The organism is Pseudomonas sp. E315, assembly GCF_055406205.1.
In genome coordinates this window covers 73,525-87,798 of the sequence record NZ_JBUZPJ010000007.1, presented here as the reverse complement: position 1 = coordinate 87,798, position 14,274 = coordinate 73,525, and the positions used below count along the sequence as shown (strand labels likewise).

The following is a 14,274-nucleotide window of genomic DNA, read 5'->3' as shown; positions in this document are numbered from 1 at the left end:
TGGAAAAAATAGTCCGGCTACTTTACAGGCTTGGCGGCCGTTAAGGTGAACCGGGGTGCAAGAAACGAGTCCGATCATCTATAACTAGGGGCTGTATGAAATATTTTCGAGCGAAGGTTAGGCAAGGCGAAACCAGGCGAGGAAGCGGAGTTTACGTGTTGTAAATGAGCTTTTTTAACCTGTTTTCAACGGTGTATAACCAAGCGCAGAGACATTTTGTACAGAGTCTAGTCTTCCTACAGCCAAAGTCTCGGGGTTCATTATGAGTAAGGTTTACAACGTTGCAGTACTGGTCGGCAGTCTGAGAAAGGACTCTCTTAACCGAAAGGTAGCCCATGCCTTGGCGCAACTGGCCCCAGACACTCTAAAGCTGAAAATCGTCGAAATCGGTGAGTTGGCGCTTTATAACGAAGACATCGACATCACTCCGCCACCGGTGTCTTACAACACCTTCCGTGATCAGGTTCGCTCGGCGGATGCAGTGCTGTTTGTAACGCCTGAATACAACCGCTCTGTGCCAGGCGCACTGAAAAACGCGATTGATGTGGGTTCCCGTCCTTACGGGCAAAGCGTTTTTAGTGGCAAGCCAGGGGCTGTGATCAGTGTGTCGCCGGGCGCAATCGGCGGCTTTGGCGCGAACCACCACTTACGTCAGTCGTTGGTGTTTTTGAATGTGCCGTGCATGCAGCAGCCAGAAGCCTATTTAGGGGGCGCAGGCGACGCGTTCGATGCATCAGGCCAGCTGTCAGACAAAACGCGACCTTTTTTGCAAAAATTTATTGATGAGTTTGCCCAGTGGGTGGCGAAAGTTAAGAGCGAGTAATGATATAAATAAAGTAACTCTTTGAAACACCGCATAGTGCGGTGTTTTTTTTTTGCTTTAGTTTTGCGCGGGGGGTGTATGAGGTATTTGGAAGGTTAATAATTTCTCGTTACTTATTTTTATACGTTAAGCGTGCATTGCTCTCGAATTCATATAGTGTTGTTTATCAATGACGTTTATTTGAAAAATGGATGTGGGGTTTATGGAAGATACGCGCGGTATATCAGGTGTTGTAGGCGTCGATGTAAAAGAAAGTGATCCCATTGCCGAGTTGAAAGAGTTGTTCATTGAAAAAAAACTCAGATGCGAAGAGTTCGAGAAGGGCAGTGCCCTGTCAGACGTCCAGTATTCCTGCGTTTGAATGGTGTAGCTCATGGGCGTTTTGAAGTGTCTAAAAACATCCCTGTTGAGTTTAAAGTGGGGCTTTTTTCAGAGCCTAAAACCTACCCTGCTTGGGTACGATACTCGTGTGATATTCCAGATGGAGTGCCTGAGAGGGGAGAGACTGTTGGCGTTAAAGAATTAAAGCTGTCGCGGCTATGGCTGATTATCCGGGGCCTTCGGCAAGCTAACGTCGTGCTTGGCCGTTGCTCCGCATGGTCTGAATAGCCGTAAGTTCCAGCTCGGAAACCATCCTCAAAAACTTGCACCCTTGATCCAGCAGCAGCTTTCACGCTGATGCTAAGGGCGCGCCCCTGTATCATTAATAGAATATTGAAGGTATTGCATGGACACGCAACATGTTTTCACGTTGACAGACGCCGAAAGGATTCGCTTGGGTAAAGCCTTGAGTGACATTGCCTATGACCCCCACGGAAGCCTGCGATACATTACTGACCTGCGGATCATGGCGTTGTCGATCATGCCGCGCCGTCTGATTGATGTACTGGCCGAGCAGCGGGCATCAATCACTCCGCGTCCCTATCTGGTATTCAAGAACCTGCCCACGGATGAGCAAGTGTTCAATACCCCTGATCCTCAGATATTCTCGCCCGGTTCGAAAAGTCACTGTATTAGTGAAAACCTGATCATGACCTTTGCTTCGCTGCTCGGAGAGCCATATTCAATCGAATTTGAAGGCTCCGACATCGTGAACAACCTTATTCCGACCAAAACCGCCAAACTTGAATACACGGGCTTGGGATCTGAGGTCGAACTGGATTTTCATATCGAGAATGCCGCACTACGGTTCATGGAAGATTTCAACTTCTCGCCTTTGGGCTTGTTGCTGACCGGCGTACGTCATGACCCGGAGGGCCCCTTGACCCGGCTTGCCGATGCGCGTGCAGCGCTCAAGCGTCTTTCACCCGAGGATGTTGAAAGCCTGCGTTCCCCGGCGTTCCGAATCAAGGTGCCTTACCGTTGGCGTCGAGGGGATATTCAGCAAACTGAGCCGACAGCGCTGGTACGCGGTCATGTGGAGCTTCCTGAGGTCAGTGCAGTGTTTTACCCAGACATGGTGGAGCCACTGACGACCGCTGCGGCAGCGGCTATGAACAACTTCTATGCGGCGATCAAGGAGGTGTCTTTCGGTGTGGACATCTCGCCAGGCACGCTATTCTACATAGACAATCGCTTCACCTTGCATTCGCGTGACAAGTTCAGCGGCTCTTTCGACGAGGCCGGAAACCCCATGCGCTGGGTACAACGCGTGTTCATTTCTCCCAACTTGTGGAACCATCGAAATTTAACGCAAGTGAAGTCGCGTGTTTTTCAGCCTGCGGATGCTGAAGTATGCTGAATACATTCTTGTCAATTCTGCCGATCTTTCTGTTGATCGTGTCCGGCTATTTGGCCAAACATTATTTTCTGAAGGACGATGGGTTCTGGAAAACTGCGGACAAAGCGGTCTATTACCTGTTCTTCCCGTCGCTGCTGGTACTGGAAATCAGCCGCGCCGATTTTGATAGCGGCGCGACGACTCATGCTCTCGCCGCGACGGTGGGTGGGACGTTGATAGTGGCGGTTGTCATCCTCATCGGGCAGCGCATCGTCAATGTAAAGAACGATCTGTTCACGTCTATCTTTCAGGGCGGGGTACGCTACAACTCGTATGTGTTCATCGCGCTGTCGCAATCGTTGTTCGGCGCTGAAGGTGTTGCACTCTCGGGGGTGTTCATTGCATACATGATCGTGCTGACCAATGTCATGAGTGTGCTATTGATGAACCACTACGGCACCGGTGGCAAGAAATCGGTAGCAGGTAGCGTACTCGCGCTGGTGAAGAATCCGTTGATCATCGCCGCCGTGCTGGGTGTAGTGCTTAACCTCATTGGTGTCAATATTAGCGGCGCGATCAGACAGTTTCTCGCGTATCTCGGCAATGCCGCAACGCCATTGAGCCTCATGTCGGTGGGCGGCGGGCTGGTGCTGGGTATGCACGCCAGCCGAACGATAGCAACTGCCTACGCCACTACATTGAAACTGCTTCTTTTGCCCATCTGTACCTTCGCGCTTTTGAAGGCCCTGGGTGTGTCCGGTGTGTCAGCCAATATCGCCTTGTTGTATTCGGCCGTTCCATGTGCAGGTAACGCTTATATCCTGGCGCGACAAATGGGCGGCGACGCTGAAGCGATGGCATCGATCATCACCTGGACAACATTGTTCTCGGTGGTAACGGTGACCGTGATCCTTGGGACTTTCCTACTTTGATGGGCAGCAGCCAGTGCCTGTTCATTCCAGTCCTGTTGAAATGGCGAGTTGATGATGAATGTATTGATACCTGACGATTATCAAGGTGCAGCGGCAGCAATGCCGTGTTTGCAGATGATGGCAGACCACAAGGTCACGAGCTTGGGCGACCTCACGCGGGAGAAGCATCCCGATGCGGTTCTGGCTCAGACCGAGTGCCTAGTCCTCATCAGGGAGCGCACTCCAGTGGATAAGGCGCTGCTCGGAAAAATGCCGAACCTGCGAATTATTAGCCAGACCGGTCCGGCAGGTTCCCATATCGATATGGAGGCCTGCACGGATGCAGGCGTGGTGGTCATGGAAGGGATCGGCTCACCTCATGCGCCAGCCGAGCTTGCTTGGTTGCTGATCATGAGCGGCTTTCGGCGTCTTCATGAAGCGGTAACTGCGTTTCAGGACGGCCAATGGCAAGTCAATAGCGGTCAGGAGTTACACGGCAGAACGTTGGGTATTCTCGGTTTCGGCAAGCTAGGTAAGCGGGTTGCCGGTTTTGCGCAGGCCTTCGGGATGCAAGTGCAGGTCTGGGGCAGCGAGCGAGGGCAGAGGCGATCAAGGCCGGTTATACGGCCTGCGAGACACGCGACGCGCTCTTCGCCAGCAGCGATGTAATCACCCTGCACCTGCGACTGGCGGACCAGACACGCGGCGCTATCTCGTTCGAGGATCTGTCGCGGATGAAGCCCGAGTCGATGCTGGTCAATACCAGCCGCGCCGAGCTGATCGCGCCCGGCGCCTTAGAGCGGGCGCTGAGCCTCGGTAGGCCCGGTTATGCCGCCGTCGATGTGTACGAGTCGGAGCCCGTCTACCACCGGCAGCACCCGTTGATGCAGTTGCCTAACGTGTTGTGTACCCCGCATCTAGGGTATGTCGCCGAACAGAGCTACGACACGTACCTGCGCAGTGCCTTCGGAAACATACTGCGGTTCTTGGCGGGCGACCACAGCATGGTGCTCAACCCTAACGCCCTTCATAAGCCTGGATGATGGTGCAGCGTTTGGGCATACCATGGACCTGGGCAGTGGCTTGAGCAAGTTGGCACTGGTTGAAACCGTATCAGCTTTTTTCCCTTCGTCCGGTGTAACCGGGCTCTATGATCTGCACTTAAGAGCAGTTGTAAGTCAGGCCTTGGGTTGCTCCAAATCGGACCCAGAAAAAAAGCCCGCTTTTAGCGGGTTTTTTGCATTGTATTACCAAGCACCTTGGCTCGCTAAGTGATGGGCAATGCTGTCTAAGATCACGAGGCTTTCATCGGCTGCGACAGTTTTAATTATTTCGCGACAGTTTTAATTCTCTAAAACCACTGTCGGGCTGGGTATAAAGCTTTTTGGCGTAGAAGGCCATAAATGCCTTGAGCCGGACTCATTGGCACCCACCGTAGACTTTCTGCTTCAAAATCACCCGGTTTTTTTTGTGAATGACGCCCAAGATATGGCGTTGGCCTTCAGGGACTTCACGGCATGGATTGAGGCCCATGAGGACACTGCGGCGATATTGGACGCCATGAGAAAGGACGTGAAGAGCGTTCTGGACAGTGAGCTGTGGAGCGTTATCCCTTTTAGGTTCGGGTCTCAAATGCACTGCAAATATAAAATTGAGCCCGAAGTTGTTTCGATGGGACCTGACCCTGATTACGACAAGCCAGGCTATCTAAAGGCTGATCTGCATGAGCGTCTTATGAACTCAGAAGTGCGCCTGCGCTTTATGGTGCAACTCCAAAAAGACGAAGCCGCAATGCCACTGGATAAAGCCACGTTCCTGTGGGATGAGGCCTTATCCAAGCCTGTTCATGTCGCAACACTTATATTGCCGGTGCAAGATATCGATTCGCGCAACCAATCTACTTATGGCGAGACACTTGCGTTTAACCCGTGGCGCACATTAAAAGAGCATGAACCTGTCGGCAGTCTGGTGGATGCACGAAAAATTGTTTATCAGGCTTCTGCAGATGTTCGTCGTAATTACAATGCTCAAGTGCTGGGTGAGCCTCAGGTTGAGCGGCCCGCAAAACTGGAATCTTAAATCTTAGGTGCGGGCTGTTGGACTATAAGTAATGTGCGCGTTACCGAGCCAATAGTGTTTTTAGCGCGTTGCCCTCAATTCAGTGATGATCCTTTTTCGTATTTGGCAAGTTTGCATTCACACAGGGATGTATCCGCATGCAAAAAAATAAGCTGACACAGCAGCAATTACAGACAATTGTTCGCGCCTCTATTCATCCTGGCATCGGTATCGCTCGATTAGGCAACAGCCGCGATGACTACTTTATTGGCCCCGAAACAATAGAAACTCAAGTCGTGAATGCTGGCAGCAGACGAGATGCCAAAGGTGCGATGAAGCAGCCAAGCTGCGCGTTTTCGTATCTATGGTTATAACCACGAAGGTGAGTTGGTTGGGGAGCTAACACTGGATGCTGCGCAAATTGAGTGGAAAGCACATTTGGCTAATCGCAAGGCCCAGTGGTACGAATTTGAGAAGGCGCTGGACATAGAAGATGCCGCCCAAACAAAAAATCGCTTACGCAATACAGATGTCGTGGGGCGTGACCGTGAAGCCTTGGCGATTGATGCAGGCCCGAGAAGCATTTCAGGCAGAGCCATCAGTGGTCGTGCTCATGAATTTGCGGGGGGCAGTTTTCAAAAGACACCTGTGTCGTTAGGTGAGTTACGTACTGACGAAGAGGGGCGGTTATTGGTTTTGGGTGGCTTTGGTCATTCGGGCTCCCCCGCAGGGCTGCCCATTTATGACCCTAAAGTGACTAACCATTTTGCTAACGCCGCTGGCTGGTTTGACGACACTTCTGATGGCCCCGTGTCGGCAGTCGTTAAAGTTTGTGGGGTTGAGATACCGGTGGAGTCAGCTTGGGTGGTAGTGGCTCAGCCCGATTTTTCACCCAATACCGTGGGGTGGCGAACACTGTACGACTTGCTGACCGACACCTATCAACAGTGTGGCTGGTTGCCTACACCATCCAAGGTGTCTTTTACCCGCGACGTTCTACCGATTCTTCAGCGTCTGAGTGGTTTGCAATGGGTCAACAAAGGGTTTGCAACGCTTTTTGGACACGGCGCACCTTTTGACTTTAATAACCCGCTTTTGCTGGCCAAATTATCCCGTGCGGATGAAGCTTTTAGCCATCTGCGTAAACATGTGTTTCAGGCGTTTCGTGCGGCTGACAACGATATCCATGAGCCCAGTACCTGGCCTTGGTTGTATGGAGATACTTTTGGCGGTGATGAAGACCGTGCGCAGGATCATCTGTCCCCATCGGTTTATCGCAGTCAATTGTTGATGCAGTGGGTTAAAGGCGAGTTCGACGCTGACTGGAACCCCGAGCATAAACCTCGACCTACTTTGGAAGACGTTCCTCTGGCCGAACAGCCGGCCATGTTAGACCAAGCCGCTTTACATTTTTGTTTGGCCGATGCCTTTCATCCCGGTATTGAGCTCAGTTGGCCAATGCGCCATGCCTCACTCTATAGCGCTCCATTTCGTATCAAAGCCATGCCCGATGATGAACCCTTGCCAGATTACGGGCCTGTTCTGGATCAAGCCAAGGCTTTGGCCGTTGGCGGTCCTTTGAATGCTCAACCGCCAGGCGGGCTTAGTCGTTGGATGGCATTGCCCTGGCAAGTTGATGCAGTGGGTTGTCGCTCAGGTTATGACTCGGATTACGACCCTTACTTGCCTACTTTCTGGCCCGCCCGTGTACCTGATCAGGTATTGAGTGAGGCGAACTATCAAACATCGACTGATATGACGCTGCCCTTGGAGCAACGGGTATCTGCGTTCAATCAGCGGGATTACTGGGGGCGACATTTACGGGGCAGTTTTGTCGAACAAGCTTTGGCGCTGGTGAACGATTTGGGGCGTGTTGGCGTGATTGAAGCTCGGCCTGGCATCGAAAATGACCCTTATCTGCCTGCTGTCATGTTGGTCGAATCGCTTTCGGGTCAGCAGAAAACCGCCGTCGCGGTAAAGATGCAAGAGAAGGGCTTGGAGAATGGTCACACCAAACCCGTGTCAGGTTTAGAGCTCGCGGGCTGGGAGAGCAAAGAGCAATATGACGAATTTCGTCGGATAGTCAGACGTGAAGACGTTTGACGTAGCCATCATCGGGGCGGGCCCGGCCGGAGCTGTTGCGGCTAGGCATTTGGCGCAGTCGGGCCATGAGGTGTTACTGATTGATGACGCACCTCACACCCTCAAAATAGGTGAAAGTCTTCCGGGCTCGGCGTATCCGCTGCTCTGTGAGTTGGGGCTATTGCCTTGGCTGCAAGCAAGTGAGCCGATGCCATGTTTGGGCAATATCGTCGCTTGGGGGGAAGCGCCTGTGTATTACCGCGATTTTATGCGCGAGCCGCACGGTGCGGGTTGGCACCTTGACCGCCAGTCGTTTGATGCGTTGTTGCGTAAGGCAGCCTGTGAGGCGGGGGTTATTTGGTTCAAGCAACGGCTGCAGCAGGTTAAGCGAATGGGCAGCCATTGGTGGCTGGCCTTGAGCGATGAGAGCGTTTGTGCGCGATGGCTGATTGATGCCAGTGGCCGCCGCTCCATTCTGGCCCGGCGCTTGGGCGTTAGGCGTGAGCGTGATCAACCCTTGATTGCGCTTTATGCCAGATCTCATAGCACTGGCGTTGATCAGCGTACCTGTATTGAAGCCGTAGCCAATGGATGGTGGTATAGCGCGCCGTTACCTCATCAGCAGCGAATCGCCGCGTTGCATGTCACACCGGCGCAAGCGCAAAAGGTGCTCAAAGATACAAGTGGTTGGTTTTCGCAGTTGGATCAAACGCATCACATCCAAGCGCACAGCTGTGCCACCCAGTGGGCCCAGCCTCAAGCGTGCGAGGCGAGCGGCAGTTATTTGCAGCACTTTGCGGGTGAGCAATGGTTGGCGGTGGGGGATGCGGCGCTGGCGTATGACCCTTTATCGTCGCAAGGCATTTTCAATGCGCTTTACACTGCAATGCGTGGCGCACAAGCGGTACAGGCGGCTTTTGCGGGCAAGCGTGATGCTATTGAGCAATACACGGGCAAGCTGTTAAGTGTCAGGCAGGCTTATGTACGTAATCTTGATTTTTACTACCGCAATGAGCGGCGTTGGGCTGATCAAGAGTTTTGGCGGGCTCGCCAGCAATGAACGCTACACTGCTGACGACTCCGCAGCCTATGCCCGTAGTCGTCAGCAGTGGTTGTTTAGGCGCTTTGCGGCATTTCACCTTTGGCCAGGCGCTGGTTGATGTCGGCAATCACATCCGGCAGATCGCTGATGGTGTCGATCATGTAGTGCGGGCGCGAACCTTCAAACAGCGCATGGATACGTTTGCGCTCGGTCTCCAGCGTTGCAGCGTCCAGCGCGCGGTATTGCTCGTAAGTCAGGCCCAGTGCGTTGCCAGAACACACCAGCGCCACAGTCCACATGCCTGCGCGGCGTCCTTCCAGAATGCCAGGCACTGTGTCATCAATCTTCACGCAAGCCCCTACGTCATCAATGCCCAGTGCGATGACGTTGGCCAATGCTTGAGCAGGCCAAGGGCGGCCGTTTGGCACCTCGTCTGTTGCGACAACGTGATCGGCAACGTAGCCATTGGTGGCAGCCAGCTCGACCACTTTGGCCATCACTTGCGCCGGGTAGCCTGAGCACGAGCCGATTTTGATGCCTTGTTCGCGCAGCTTGGCGATGGTGTCCAGTGCGCCGGGAATCAGGGCCGAATGTTCGGCGATTTTCTCGATTTGTAGCGGCATAAAGCGTTGGTAAATCGCGGTCACGTCATCGTCGGTCGGTGCCCGACCAAAGACTTTCTTGTAGCGCTCGGTGATTTGCGGCTGATCACACAGGGTGCGGATGTGATCCCACTTGCCCATGCCCATTGGGCCGCGGGCTTCTTCGATAGAGACTTGCACGTCAAATTCGCCAAATGCTTCTACAAAAATCTGAGTGGGGGCGAACGAGCCGAAATCGACCACGGTGCCAGCCCAATCGAGAATGGCTGCCTGAAGTTTGTTTGGATTGGTGTAGTTCATGTCAGTTAATCCTGTGAGAGCGGGCTGTGCCGCACAAAAATTAGGAGCGATGTTCGTCTCAGTTAGCGTATTGATCGTCAGATCTCCAGCACTTCCATCTCGCGCAACACTTCAGCGACCGCGTTCACAGCGGCCTGCATGTCGGCTTGATTGACATGGCCGATGCAGCCCACGCGAAAGGTTTCGACTTGGGTCAACTTGCCCGGGTACAGGATGAAACCCTTGGCTTTAACGCGCTCGTAGAATTCTTTGAACTGGTAGCGCGGGTCTTTTGGGGCGTGGAAGGTGACGATGATCGGTGCTTGAATCGCTTCTGGCAGAAAGCTGCGGATGCCCAATTTGGCCATCCCATCGAGCAGCGTCTGACAGTTGTTGGCATAACGCTGGTGACGAGCCGGCAAGCCGCCTTCTTCGTTGTATTGCAATAGCGCTTCATGCAAGGCAGCCACCACGTGGGTGGGCGGGGTAAAGCGCCATTGCCCGGTTTTGGCCATGTAGGTCTGTTGGTCTTGCAAGTCCATTGCCAGCGAGTGCGAGTTACCTGCAGCGTTGGCCAGTGAGTCTTTGCGGGCGAACACAAACCCCATCCCCGGCACGCCTTCCAGGCACTTGCCGGACGCGGCAATCAGCGCGTCGAAGGGGACTTTTTGTGCGTCAACCGGCAAGGCGCCAAAAGAACTCATGGCGTCGATGATCAGACGCTTGCCGTGTTTGGCAATGACAGCAGCAATTTCGGACAGCGGATTCAGAATCCCGGTGCTGGTTTCGCAGTGAATTAAGGCCACATGGGTGATGCTTGGGTCAGCGCTCAGCAAGCCATCCACATCGGCGGCAGTGGTGGGTTCGTCTTCGGCTGTTTCGAAGGTGCTGAAGCGGCGACCTAACACCTCGCAAATTTTTGCCAGACGCTTACCGTATGCACCGTTGATCAAAACCAGCACTTTGCCATCGCGGGGTACGAGGGTGCCAATGGCGGCTTCGACGGCGAATGTGCCGCTGCCTTGCAACGGCACGCAGTGGTGGCTGTCACCGCCATTGATGATTGCCAGCAGTTGTTCGCACAGGCTGGCGGTCAGTTGATTGAAGCTGTCATCCCACGAACCCCAATCGACCATCATGGCCTGGCGAGTACGCGCCGAGGTGGTCAGTGGGCCAGGGGTCAGCAGGATCGGCGCGGCAGTACTCATTCTGGTTTCCTCACAAGCTTTGGGATGGCTACTGGATACAGGGCATAAGTTGCAGTTTGAGTTAGTATCAATCAAATTGTTTGTTGTTATGCCAGCCATCAGTGAGGCTTATAGTTATGAATTTGTTCCAACTGCGAGCCTTTGATGCTGTGGCGCGTGAAGGCAGTTTCACCCGTGCTGCGGCACGTTTGTTTATCAGTCAGCCTGCCGTCACCGGGCATATCAAAGCCCTCGAAGATCATTACCAAATCACGTTGCTGCGACGTACTGCACGGCGTGTTGAACTGACAGAGGAAGGCACAAAACTGGCGGCCATCACCCGTGCCATGTTCGGTTTAGTGGATGAAGCCCAAGTGATGCTGGAGGCAAATCGTCAGTTGCTGACGGGGCGCCTTGAGGTGGCAGCGGACGGCCCGCACATGGTGATGCCGATGTTGGCGAGCCTTCGCGCACGGTATCCGGGGATTACCGTCAATTTGCGTTTGGGCAATGCGCAAGAAACCTTGGCGGCGCTGCTTTCAGAACACGCCGATGTGGCGGTGCTGACTGAAGTTGAGGCACGTAAAGGGCTGACTTTGCGTGCGCTCAATGAATCTCGAATTTGCGCGCTGGTGCCGGCCAATCATCCGTGGCTGGCGCTGGTAAACGGCATTGATATCGCCCAAATGGACCAAGTGATTATGGTGTTGCGCGAGCCATCGTCGATCACTCGCCGCACCTTTGATCAAGCCTGTGATCAAGCTGGCGTTGCCCCACGAGTGTTGCTGGAACTCGACAGCCGTGAGGCCGTGACGGAAGCGGTTGCAGCCCAGTTGGGGATTGGCATTGTGTCGTCAGTTGAGGTCAGTCACGACCCGAGGGTGCGCGCGGTGCCGATCAATGGCGCAGGCCTGATCAACCGCCACATGCTTGGCTGCATGGAGCGGCGTGCCGAGTTGCGGCTGATTAAGGCGTTTATGGAGCTGGCGCCTTGATTTAGGGCATGCAGACAGGGAGGTGCTGACGACGTACGAGGCTGCGATTAGGCGCATCCCGAACGTCAGTGCCAGAGATTGGTGCGTTCATAAACTTTCGCGCACGATGTCCAAAAAGGTCGCGACCACCCGTCGAGACCGCTGCTCCTGCAAACACACCAGGGTTTCAGTCAGGCGCCTTGTGCAGTCGTTGATGGGCAGGGCGCATACCCGCGAGTCCGAACCAAACTCAGCGGCAGAAACCACGCCCACGCCAATGCCGGCGACCACGGCCTCGCGTGCGGCTTCACGGCCTTCAACCTCAATCGCGGCGCGGATACGCAAGCCGGCCTGATTCATTTCTTCTTCCAGTGTTTGTCGCGTGACCGAGCCGATTTCACGCAGCACCAAGGGGGTGTCATCCAGGTCGGCCAGGCAAATGGCGCTGCGACTGGCCCAAGGATGGGTGCGCGCCACGAAGGCCACCATCGGGTCACTGCGCAACGGCACGCTGAGCAAACGCTCATCACTGACGTCGCGACCCAACAGTGCCAAGTCAGCTTGGTAGTTGAACAAGCGCGCCAACGATTCGTCGGTATTGCCGGTTTCGATCTTCACGCTGATACCGGGGTAGCGCTCGCAGAACTTGGCGATTTGCGGTAACACGTGAACTGGCGCGTCCACAGCCAAAATCAAGCTGCCGGTTTGCAGTGCGCGCGAATCTTGCAGCAGTTCGTGGGCCTCGGCTTGTACCACAAACAGACGTTGAGTGATGCTGAGCAAGCGCTCGCCCAGGTCAGTCAAGCGCACCGAGCGTTTGTTGCGATGGAACAACAACACGCCGAAACGCTCTTCAAGTTTTCGCACCTGATCTGAAATGGCGGGCTGGCTCAAAAACAAACGCTCGGCGGCGCGGGTGAAGTTGCCGTGAACGGCAACTGCATGAAAGGCTTTTAACTGCGCGTGGGAAACCGACATCGGACAACCTCTCACAAGCTGAGCTTATTTGTGAAATACGATAAATCGATTTTACCTATTAGTCAGTAATTGCTTTGATCGACCTCAGCCCGGCGCTATGTCCTCGATAACGCCGGGCCTGGACTTGACCCTGTGCGACCTGAAATCCAATAAAAACGGGATCGTCGTGGCTGGTCTGATTGATGCCGCCCTTGTCTGAAGGGCGGTATTGAAGTGCTCACACAATAAAAAAACAGGCGTTCTTTTCTGATTCTGCCGGCACATATCACTCCTGAGGTCAGACCCAACATGAACAAGCACATTGGCACCATCAAGCGTTGGCGCGTGCAGATTTTTGCCATCACTTGGCTGGCCTACGCGGCCTTTTACTTCACCCGCAAAGCGTTTTCTGTGGCCAAACTGGGGATCGGTGAAGACCCCAGCTTCCATCTGGACAAGATGGCGATGGCTAACCTCGATGGGATCTACCTTGCAGCCTATGCCGTTGGGCAATTTACGTGGGGCATTCTGGCGGATCGCTTTGGCCCACGGGTTGTGGTGTTGGGCGGCCTGATCATTTCAGCGTTGGCAGCCTTGGTAATGGGCACTTATGCCACTTTGCCGATCTTTGCCACCTGCATGCTGATTCAAGGTTTGGCGCAATCTACAGGCTGGTCGGGGTTGTGCAAAAACATCGGCAGTTTCTTCCCCGCCGAGCAACGCGGTCGGGTGCTGGGGTTGTGGAGTTCGTGCTACGCCTTTGGCGGGCTGGTGGCCTCGCCGTTTGCCGGTTGGTGGGCGTATACGTTGATAGGCACTTGGCACGCAGCGTTTATTTCCAGTGCTGGCGTGGTGATGTTTGTCGCGGTGCTGTTTTTTATTTTTCAGCGCAACAAACCAGAAGATGTGGGTTTGCCCGCAGTTGAGCCAGAACCCGAAATGAGCCCAGAAGAGGCGGCTGCCGAAAAGCGCATCAGCGTGTGGGCGCCGCTGCACGAGGTCATGCGCAATCGCACGGTACTGACTTTGGGGTTGGCGTATTTCATGCTCAAGCCTGCGCGTTACGCGATTCTGCTGTGGGGGCCGGTGATCGTTTTTGAGCAAATGCCACAAGTGGGCAAGGTGGGTGCGGCGATTATTCCCACAGCTTTTGAGCTGGCCGGATTGCTGGGGCCGATCATGATTGGCATGGCTTCGGACAAGATTTTCGGAGCCCGCCGTATGCCTGCGTGCATTTTGAGCTTGTTGGCGCTGACTATTTCGCTGGCCTTCTTTATGGGCGCTTTGCATTCGGGCAGCGTGGCATTAGTGGTCGCACTCTTATTTGTGATGGGCCTGACCCTGTACGGGCCGGACTCGATGATCAGCGGCGCGGCAGCCATTGACTTTGGCACCGCCAAAGCTGGGGCCACAGCAGCAGGTTTCGTGAATGGCTGCGGGTCGATAGGGGCGATTTTGGGTGGGTTGTTACCAGGGTATTTCGACACGGTGACAGTTTTTATCGTGTTTGCCGGGTGTGCGCTGTTTTCAGCGCTGGTGCTGATCCCGCACTGGAACAGCCGTCCTGCCGGGCTCAAACCTTCTTGCCCGTTTGTGCCCAATCACCCGTTGCTGATCAAACCTTTGCGTACCTGAGTGG

At 54.3% G+C, this 14,274-nt stretch carries 13 protein-coding genes and 1 pseudogene; 11 read left to right on the top strand and 3 right to left on the bottom strand.

The features are described from left to right. The first annotated feature begins 262 nt into the window (after positions 1–262). The 9 genes and pseudogenes from ACZRJQ_RS12000 to ACZRJQ_RS11960 all read left to right on the top strand — a co-directional run bounded on the left by ACZRJQ_RS12000 (position 263) and on the right by ACZRJQ_RS11960 (position 8,654). On the top strand, positions 263–823 hold the full coding sequence (locus ACZRJQ_RS12000) for an NADPH-dependent FMN reductase (RefSeq protein WP_463978576.1): 561 nt from the start codon (positions 263–265) through the stop codon (positions 821–823). A gap of 202 nt (positions 824–1,025) precedes the next feature. Then, complete coding sequence (locus ACZRJQ_RS11995) at positions 1,026–1,184, top strand: hypothetical protein (RefSeq protein WP_463978575.1); 159 nt, start codon at positions 1,026–1,028, stop codon at positions 1,182–1,184. Between the two features lie 366 nt (positions 1,185–1,550). Then, complete coding sequence (locus ACZRJQ_RS11990; protein WP_463978574.1) at positions 1,551–2,564, top strand: TauD/TfdA family dioxygenase; 1,014 nt, start codon at positions 1,551–1,553, stop codon at positions 2,562–2,564. Further along, positions 2,558–3,475: an AEC family transporter gene (locus ACZRJQ_RS11985; protein WP_463978573.1), complete on the top strand. Its 918-nt coding sequence runs from the start codon at positions 2,558–2,560 to the stop codon at positions 3,473–3,475. The genes ACZRJQ_RS11990 and ACZRJQ_RS11985 overlap by 7 nt, the downstream gene beginning before the upstream one ends. A 54-nt stretch (positions 3,476–3,529) precedes the next feature. Continuing rightward, positions 3,530–4,497, top strand: a pseudogene (locus ACZRJQ_RS11980) (D-2-hydroxyacid dehydrogenase family protein). 427 nt (positions 4,498–4,924) lie between these two features. Further along, positions 4,925–5,533, top strand: a complete 609-nt coding sequence (locus ACZRJQ_RS11975; protein ID WP_463978572.1) for a catalase family protein — start codon at positions 4,925–4,927, stop codon at positions 5,531–5,533. Between the two features lie 137 nt (positions 5,534–5,670). Then, positions 5,671–5,886 (top strand): LodA/GoxA family CTQ-dependent oxidase, encoded by a 216-nt coding sequence (locus ACZRJQ_RS11970; RefSeq protein ID WP_463978571.1) that lies wholly within the window; start codon positions 5,671–5,673, stop codon positions 5,884–5,886. A 13-nt stretch (positions 5,887–5,899) separates the two neighbouring features. Next, positions 5,900–7,615 carry a LodA/GoxA family CTQ-dependent oxidase gene (locus tag ACZRJQ_RS11965; protein WP_463978570.1) on the top strand — a complete coding sequence of 572 codons (1,716 nt, stop codon included), beginning with the start codon at positions 5,900–5,902 and terminating at the stop codon, positions 7,613–7,615. After that, a complete protein-coding gene (locus ACZRJQ_RS11960) occupies positions 7,602–8,654 on the top strand; it encodes an NAD(P)/FAD-dependent oxidoreductase (RefSeq protein WP_463978569.1) in 1,053 nt (350 codons plus the stop codon). The genes ACZRJQ_RS11965 and ACZRJQ_RS11960 overlap by 14 nt, the downstream gene beginning before the upstream one ends. Positions 8,655–8,710: 56 nt before the next feature. Here the strand turns inward: ACZRJQ_RS11960 and phnX are convergent, their stop codons facing one another. Together phnX and ACZRJQ_RS11950 are read right to left on the bottom strand one after the other, a co-directional pair. Continuing rightward, on the bottom strand, positions 8,711–9,538 hold the full coding sequence (gene phnX, locus ACZRJQ_RS11955; RefSeq protein ID WP_463978568.1) for a phosphonoacetaldehyde hydrolase: 828 nt from the start codon (positions 9,536–9,538) through the stop codon (positions 8,711–8,713). 77 nt (positions 9,539–9,615) lie between these two features. Continuing rightward, entirely contained in the window at positions 9,616–10,725 is a 1,110-nt protein-coding gene (locus tag ACZRJQ_RS11950) for a 2-aminoethylphosphonate--pyruvate transaminase (protein WP_463978567.1), read from the bottom strand. Positions 10,726–10,841: 116 nt separating this feature from the next. Here ACZRJQ_RS11950 and ACZRJQ_RS11945 point away from each other — a divergent pair, with 116 nt between their 5' ends. Beyond that, entirely contained in the window at positions 10,842–11,699 is an 858-nt protein-coding gene (locus ACZRJQ_RS11945) for a LysR substrate-binding domain-containing protein (RefSeq protein WP_463978566.1), read from the top strand. 87 nt (positions 11,700–11,786) lie between these two features. Here ACZRJQ_RS11945 and ACZRJQ_RS11940 read toward each other — a convergent pair whose 3' ends face one another. After that, positions 11,787–12,656, bottom strand: coding sequence for a LysR substrate-binding domain-containing protein (locus tag ACZRJQ_RS11940; RefSeq protein WP_463978565.1), 870 nt, complete (start codon positions 12,654–12,656; stop codon positions 11,787–11,789). A gap of 288 nt (positions 12,657–12,944) precedes the next feature. Between ACZRJQ_RS11940 and ACZRJQ_RS11935 the strand changes: the two genes are divergently transcribed. Then, on the top strand, positions 12,945–14,270 hold the full coding sequence (locus ACZRJQ_RS11935) for an MFS transporter (RefSeq protein WP_463978564.1): 1,326 nt from the start codon (positions 12,945–12,947) through the stop codon (positions 14,268–14,270). The last annotated feature ends 4 nt before the right edge of the window (positions 14,271–14,274 follow it).

Coding starts and splice junctions, on each gene's coding strand:
- ACZRJQ_RS11985 (WP_463978573.1), top strand. CDS start 2,558: ATGCTGAATACATTCTTGTCAATTCTGCCGATCTTTCTGTTGATCGTG.
- phnX (WP_463978568.1), bottom strand. CDS start 9,538: ATGAACTACACCAATCCAAACAAACTTCAGGCAGCCATTCTCGATTGG.
- ACZRJQ_RS11940 (WP_463978565.1), bottom strand. CDS start 12,656: ATGTCGGTTTCCCACGCGCAGTTAAAAGCCTTTCATGCAGTTGCCGTT.
- ACZRJQ_RS11950 (WP_463978567.1), bottom strand. CDS start 10,725: ATGAGTACTGCCGCGCCGATCCTGCTGACCCCTGGCCCACTGACCACC.
- ACZRJQ_RS12000 (WP_463978576.1), top strand. CDS start 263: ATGAGTAAGGTTTACAACGTTGCAGTACTGGTCGGCAGTCTGAGAAAG.
- ACZRJQ_RS11995 (WP_463978575.1), top strand. CDS start 1,026: ATGGAAGATACGCGCGGTATATCAGGTGTTGTAGGCGTCGATGTAAAA.
- ACZRJQ_RS11970 (WP_463978571.1), top strand. CDS start 5,671: ATGCAAAAAAATAAGCTGACACAGCAGCAATTACAGACAATTGTTCGC.
- ACZRJQ_RS11990 (WP_463978574.1), top strand. CDS start 1,551: ATGGACACGCAACATGTTTTCACGTTGACAGACGCCGAAAGGATTCGC.
- ACZRJQ_RS11935 (WP_463978564.1), top strand. CDS start 12,945: ATGAACAAGCACATTGGCACCATCAAGCGTTGGCGCGTGCAGATTTTT.
- ACZRJQ_RS11945 (WP_463978566.1), top strand. CDS start 10,842: ATGAATTTGTTCCAACTGCGAGCCTTTGATGCTGTGGCGCGTGAAGGC.